The 4,442-nt window shown below is 41.5% G+C and carries 5 protein-coding genes; 3 read left to right on the plus strand and 2 right to left on the minus strand.

All coding sequences use genetic code 11. The features are described from left to right. The first annotated feature begins 302 nt into the window (after positions 1-302). Positions 303-554, plus strand: a complete 252-nt coding sequence (locus tag XEN7305_RS00290) for a hypothetical protein (RefSeq protein ID WP_006507287.1) — start codon at positions 303-305, stop codon at positions 552-554. A 231-nt stretch (positions 555-785) separates the two neighbouring features. Here XEN7305_RS00290 and XEN7305_RS00295 read toward each other — a convergent pair whose 3' ends face one another. Further along, entirely contained in the window at positions 786-1,559 is a 774-nt protein-coding gene (locus XEN7305_RS00295) for a PAP/fibrillin family protein (protein ID WP_006507288.1), read from the minus strand. Between the two features lie 66 nt (positions 1,560-1,625). On the opposite strand from XEN7305_RS00295, the gene XEN7305_RS00300 reads away from it, so the two are divergent. Continuing rightward, positions 1,626-3,035: a Rieske 2Fe-2S domain-containing protein gene (locus XEN7305_RS00300; protein WP_006507289.1), complete on the plus strand. Its 1,410-nt coding sequence runs from the start codon at positions 1,626-1,628 to the stop codon at positions 3,033-3,035. A gap of 128 nt (positions 3,036-3,163) precedes the next feature. Then, the gene (locus tag XEN7305_RS00305) at positions 3,164-4,015 is read left to right on the plus strand and encodes a DMT family transporter (protein WP_040896189.1); all 852 of its coding nucleotides are present in this window, start codon (positions 3,164-3,166) and stop codon (positions 4,013-4,015) included. Positions 4,016-4,239: 224 nt separating this feature from the next. Here XEN7305_RS00305 and psb34 read toward each other — a convergent pair whose 3' ends face one another. Further along, entirely contained in the window at positions 4,240-4,410 is a 171-nt protein-coding gene (psb34, locus tag XEN7305_RS28430) for a photosystem II assembly protein Psb34 (RefSeq protein WP_006507291.1), read from the minus strand. Between the last annotated feature and the right edge of the window lie 32 nt (positions 4,411-4,442).

Consider the following 4,442-nt stretch of genomic DNA (forward strand, 5'->3'; position numbering starts at 1 on the left):
GACAAAAATCATCTACGTCGCAAAAAATTGCTGTGATATCTAATCTTGATGTCATCATAAAATTAGCTGAGATTCTCTAATTCTGCTTATTATGAGTATACAATGTCAGCCTTTCTTTTCTCTCAAATTTTCGTCGAACTCACGTTGCTAAGGTGAGGGCTTCCCGGTAGCCCATAATTGATGAGCCAGGAGAACTTCCTTGATTATGGACGTGGGGCTTCTCGCCCATTATCTAAATTCTGGCGTAAACTAGTTTCATCTTCTAATTTGCTTCAGACATTCGTCGCTTTTCTGTAATTTTCATGAAAGAACAAATTGTCACTTGGTTAAATCGTCTGCTTATAGCAGATGTCTTTCTCGTCTTCTTTGGTTTTGCCTGGTTTGCGATCGCAGTTATTGGGGAGTCGCTGAATATTAACCTCGGCTTCGATATTTGGTACAAACTATGGCAACCGCTATTTAACCCCGCAATCGGCATTCTGTTTTTGGGGGCTTTTGCTACTTGGATCATCAATAAAATTTCTGACAGATTTAGCAAAAAAGAAACGAAATAAAAGCAAAAGTCGTCAAAGAGGCACTCGTAAAGGCTTTTTTCAAAATATCCTCTCTTTGACCAAGTATCTACTATTCCGAAGTTGGCACCATCTCCTCGACTTTATGCTCGGCGATGCAGAACCTTTCACCTCTGCAAATACTTCTTAATTTTTGAATTTGGAATTGCTGACAGTGGACTTGGGTGCTTGAGTTTGGGAGCGTCACACGAAGGCAGAAGGACGAAGTCCTGGTCAATAAACTTGTCGCTGGCACACTAACACGGTCTCTCGATTCCCCTTAGTAATTCGCAACTCATCGTCTAAGTAAATTAATTTGAGTAATCCTTTGGGCGATTTCTTAATCTCAAAATGCTTGATTCCTGTCACTGAATCGATCGCAGATACTTGACCCATACCAAACATGGTCTGTACAAACCAAAATTTGAGGCGATCTAACAGTGAAACCCGGGATACTTTTTGACTATCACCAAATATTTCCTGCCATTGTTTTCTTAGTTCTGGATCTTGATTGTCTAGCGGCATTAATTCCCCGCCAGTGAACTTTACCTGTACGGTATCCTCATCCACAGGAGTACAAACAGCAAGATTTTTCACAATTCCTTTTAGTTGAGGAAAACCTGGCTCAATAATTTCGAACTCGACAATAATATCGTGAGTGTATTCATTCTCCTGACCTGTAGCAAAGACTGGTTGGCTAACTTGCTCGATCGCAACTCGCAGATTAACCGGCTCAAACTTATTAAATGCTAATCTGCCCAGAGTATAAACATATCTGTTTGCTTCATCTTCTAATCTGTCGGGAAAATTTGGGGCATTAATTAGTAACCAATTTCCCTGGAGTAATTCTTGATGCTCTACAGGACGAGATGTTGGGTTAAGGGCAGCGAGTTTGGCGATCGCATCTACCACTGCAACCTGTTTGGTATCTCCGTCATGATCGGCTAAAGCCTTTATTAAATCTGCTTTTGCTTGTTCTCTTTGCCCAACTGAACTATCTGTCTGCATGGTTATTACTTTTAACTTTATGTCACAATTATTTACAAAAGGGAAAATTTTGGGATATCTAAATCTATGGAAACAACATTAGCAAGTAATACCATACCTGCTGGAGGAACTGAGGCCACTAGCTTTGATGTCAAAGAAGCTTGGTATCCTGTGGCTTATCTGGATGATTTGGATAAAACTAAGCCCACAACTTTTACCTTACTAGAAATTGATTTAGTTCTTTGGTGGGATGCTAAGAGTCAATCTTGGCGAGCTTTTGTCGATCAATGTCCCCATCGCCTAGCATCTTTGAGCGAAGGGAGAATCAATGAGCAGGGATTGCTGGAATGTCCCTATCATGGTTGGTCTTTTTCTGGCTCAGGCAACTGCGAAGATATTCCTCAACAATCAGCCACCAATCAGGCTAATACTTCCAAGAGAGCTTGTGCAACTGCTTATCCGACTCAAACAGCTCAAGGCTTACTGTTTGTTTATCCTGGCAAAGCTGCTATGGCAAATCAGGTTCCCGTGCCCATTGTTGAGCCGATAGAAGAATCCCCCGAAGAATGGGTTTGTTTGGATCTGTTTCGCGATCTTCCCTACGATGCTTTGACTTTGCTCGAAAATGTACTCGATGTAAGTCATGTTCCCTATACCCATCATAAGACTGTCAGCAAAAGGAGCAACGCGGCGCCAGTCGATTTGGCCGTCACCCAATCCGATAAAAATGGCTTTCAGGGCGTATGGGAAGAAGGGCCTCGCAAAGGCGAACTTGGCACACAATATACTAGTTTTATCGCACCCTCTTTAATGTGGCATGATCTAACATCAAAGCAATTTGGTAGAACATTGACGGTGGTTTACGCTACGCCAATTCGCAAGGGCCAATGCCGTTTGTTTGCTCGTTTTCCCTTTAAATTTGCCTCGCCGATTCCTGCTTTCTTTATCAAGTTAACTCCTCGCTGGTATTCCCATGTCAATCAACATACTGTTCTCGAAGATGATCAGATTTTCTTGCATCATCAAGAAAGATATCTCGAAGCGAAGGGAGGAAGTGATAACTATAGCAAGGCTTTTTATTTGGCAACTAAGGCCGATTTATACGTTTCGGAGTTGCGCCAATGGGTGAATTTATATCATGCCGATCCCTTTCCTAATGAGAAATTACCACCCGCCTTATTAAAAGAGCAATTACTTGAAAGATATCATTCCCACACCAAAAATTGTGCTAGTTGTCGCCAAGCTCTAAAGAATATTCAAAAGCTAAAACTAGCTTCTGGTTTGGTAGGTGCGATCTCATTGTCTTTAAGTCCGATCCTCTCGGTAGTTTTCGCATCTGCTTCTGCGATCACGCAACGCAGTGCCAGCCTTTGGCTGATCGCTATGGGAACAACTAGTGGCATTGCCATAATCGCGATTATTCTTTGGTGGCAATTAGGAAAACTAGAACGCAAGTTTTACCAAGGCATGGAAATTCCGCCAAGGAATAAAGGGTAAGTACTAGTGCTGTGTAGTAGTCAAGAGTATGTAGAGACGTTGCATGCAACGTCTGTAGAAAGTCAAAAGACCTAAAGCATGCCGTCTTTCACTAGAGCAATTGGGCAACATGGGAGCAAAGAAGGTAATTGAGAAATAATCAAAGTATTGTGCGGGGCGCATTTTTTATCGTTGCTTCAGAATTCAGTTTCGCGCTGGGTGCTGCTCTGGTTAAATTGGTCTCAGAATCATTCCCCAATGAATCTATTGTTTTTTTTCGTAATTTCTTTGGACTACTAATTTTAGCTCCTTTATTGTTCAGAGGCGGCACAAAAACTTTACAAACAGACTGCTTACCTATTCATTTAGTTCGTTCGGGATTTGGCATCGGAGCAATGTATTGCTTTTTCTATGCGATCGCCAATCTTTCCTTGGGTAATACGATGTTGATCAAGTCAACTATTCCGCTGATTATTCCCTTTGTCTCAGGAATCTGGCTCCACGAAAAGATTTCTCAGCGGATAATTTTTGCTGGAGTTTTGGGCTTTCTGGGAGTTTTTCTGATTTTGAAGCCAGATGGGGATACTAATTGGGCGAGCTTGGTTGCGTTATTAAGTAGTGTCCTGGCGGCGATCGCGTTTGTGGCAGTACGAAAGCTTTCGGCAACAGAACCAACTTTACGAATCATCTCGTTTTTTAGTATTTTTGGTCTATTTATCTCAGCAATTCCTTTGATTTGGACTTGGAAAACTCCTACTGTCAGGCAATTTTTGCTGTTAATGGGCCTAGGATTGGCGACAACTCTTGGTCAATTTTTATTGACTCGCGGCTATCAAAATGCACCTGCTGCGAGTGTGGGAATTTTTACTTATACATCCGTTATATTTGGGACGTTTTTGGGTTGGTTGTTTTGGAGCGAGTTGTTGGATATGAATTATTTCTTTGGTGCTGTTTTAATCGTCTTAGCTGGCTCGATTGTCTTGAGAAGTAAAATAAAGTGAGTTCGATGAGTACAAAATTTACTAGTTCTGAATAAGGATTTAGGGATTTGGGGATTTAGGGAAAAGCTTATTACTTCGTTGTTCAACTTGGGAAATTTAATCAAAAAGGAAATTTGTCGAACTGACCGTTTAAAAACAAAAAACCTCGGTGCGAACACCCAGGCATAAGAGGAGAAATCAATGTCAATTAGAAAGTTGTTGTTTAGCTAAATTCTTCCCAAAAACTAGCTCACAGCAAAAGAAACTAAAACTGTAGCAGCAACAAACAGAGCAGCGATCGCACCTTGAACGATGTAGCGACGTTGTTCATACACTGCTGGATATTCAGCGTAGGTCATCTTGGGCTCAACAGCATAGTTGTTAAGAGTTCCGTTGTCGAGTTGAGTAGTGTACATAGGGCGTTACCTCTGCGTTGTTACTTGTCTAT

It is taken from the genome of Xenococcus sp. PCC 7305, assembly GCF_000332055.1.
Lineage (GTDB): Bacteria > Cyanobacteriota > Cyanobacteriia > Cyanobacteriales > Xenococcaceae > Xenococcus.

Coding starts and splice junctions, on each gene's coding strand:
- XEN7305_RS00290 (WP_006507287.1), top strand. CDS start 303: ATGAAAGAACAAATTGTCACTTGGTTAAATCGTCTGCTTATAGCAGAT.
- XEN7305_RS00295 (WP_006507288.1), bottom strand. CDS start 1,559: ATGCAGACAGATAGTTCAGTTGGGCAAAGAGAACAAGCAAAAGCAGAT.
- XEN7305_RS00300 (WP_006507289.1), top strand. CDS start 1,626: ATGGAAACAACATTAGCAAGTAATACCATACCTGCTGGAGGAACTGAG.
- psb34 (WP_006507291.1), bottom strand. CDS start 4,410: ATGTACACTACTCAACTCGACAACGGAACTCTTAACAACTATGCTGTT.